The following is a 1,295-nucleotide window of genomic DNA, read 5'->3' as shown; positions in this document are numbered from 1 at the left end:
TCGACACCAATTACAGTAGAGGGACTTGGGGTGGCTGGCAAGTCTTTTTTTATGCACCTAACAAAATAAGTGCAGGTCTCTGCATTTTTTCTTTGCAAAGCTCTGCACTTTTATTTTGCAATAAACAATAGCCCTGGAAGTTTTTGAACTAGTTGCTCTAGATCATCCAGCTCACTTAATTCATTGACAATTTGAATTCGATTTTGTTCTAATTTTTTTAAAATGTCCTGTCGCTTTGTCAAACAACTATCTTGATTTGGCAAAAATCTATTCAATATTTGGATTTTTGCTTTTTCGTCTTCAATGATTTCAATAATCTCATTCTGGCCATATATCTCAATATTAGGGAGAACGTCCTCTATGGTTAAGTTAGAAATATCGCCACCTAAGTCTGTAATAACTACTGGGTCACCATATCTTTTAATAATTTTGTAAAGCTTTCCGTGTTGCTTATTTGAAGAAACCGTAATTTCAATACGCCCTTTTTCAATTCCTAAGTTTGAGCGTATTAAGGAATCTAAAGTTGTTTTTGTTTTTTTACTTTTAGGTTCTAATTCAATTGCGTACCTAATTAATTCTAGTAGAGTTGATTTACCTGTTCCTCTTCCACCAATTAACGTATTCAGATGAGGTGATAGGAATATGTCAAGCCCGTCAAGGTAACCACCAAATATTTGTATTCTTTCAATGACACTGTGGTGATTTTCATCTTGTTCTGTTACTAATTTTATTCTAGATTCGGGATCAATAAACGCCAGTTTAAAACATTGGAAATTAACTTCGGACATTTTCACCAAACAGCTAGCTTCAGGTAAAGCAATGTCTGAAGGTACTGCAACGTCTTTAGCGTTAATGTAAGCTAACATCCGATCTCTTTTATAGTGGGGCTCCTTATTATTAATGATATTCTTAGTTTTGGTTCTATGAATCTATAGAAAAGGGGAGTTTTCAATGAAGAGGAATAATAGCCCCAAAAACGTCCGTTTTTGGAGCGGATTTGACAAGAATAGTTTTTGTTAATTTAATCACATTCAATTACGATTCATCAACACGAATGAATAGGTAATAGCCCTTACGAATTAGAACCTACATGAATAATAAAAATTTAAATGCTAATAATATGTTCATAATTACCAATGGAGGGATTTAATCATGAAAAAAATAATATTGTTTTTGTCAATATTAAATTGAGCCAGAGTGATCACTTCAAAAGTGAGCCACTTAATAAATTCTAGCTTCCATTAGTGGGAGGAACTGGGTGTTAGGGTGTCTTGCCCCGGGTAGGGGCAAGACAC

At 34.2% G+C, this 1,295-nt stretch carries 1 protein-coding gene; it reads right to left on the bottom strand.

What is annotated here, in order from left to right; genetic code table 11:
- Positions 1 to 110 precede the first annotated feature (110 nt).
- The gene (locus MLE14_RS22300; protein WP_243300547.1) at positions 111 to 866 is read right to left on the bottom strand and encodes an AAA family ATPase; all 756 of its coding nucleotides are present in this window, start codon (positions 864 to 866) and stop codon (positions 111 to 113) included.
- Positions 867 to 1,295: the final 429 nt, after the last annotated feature.

It is taken from the genome of Bacillus litorisediminis (assembly GCF_022808645.1).
GTDB lineage: Bacteria > Bacillota > Bacilli > Bacillales > JC228 > Bacillus_BF > Bacillus_BF litorisediminis.
This window is presented reverse-complemented; position numbering and strand designations above follow the sequence as displayed.

Coding starts and splice junctions, on each gene's coding strand:
- MLE14_RS22300 (WP_243300547.1), bottom strand. CDS start 866: ATGTTAGCTTACATTAACGCTAAAGACGTTGCAGTACCTTCAGACATT.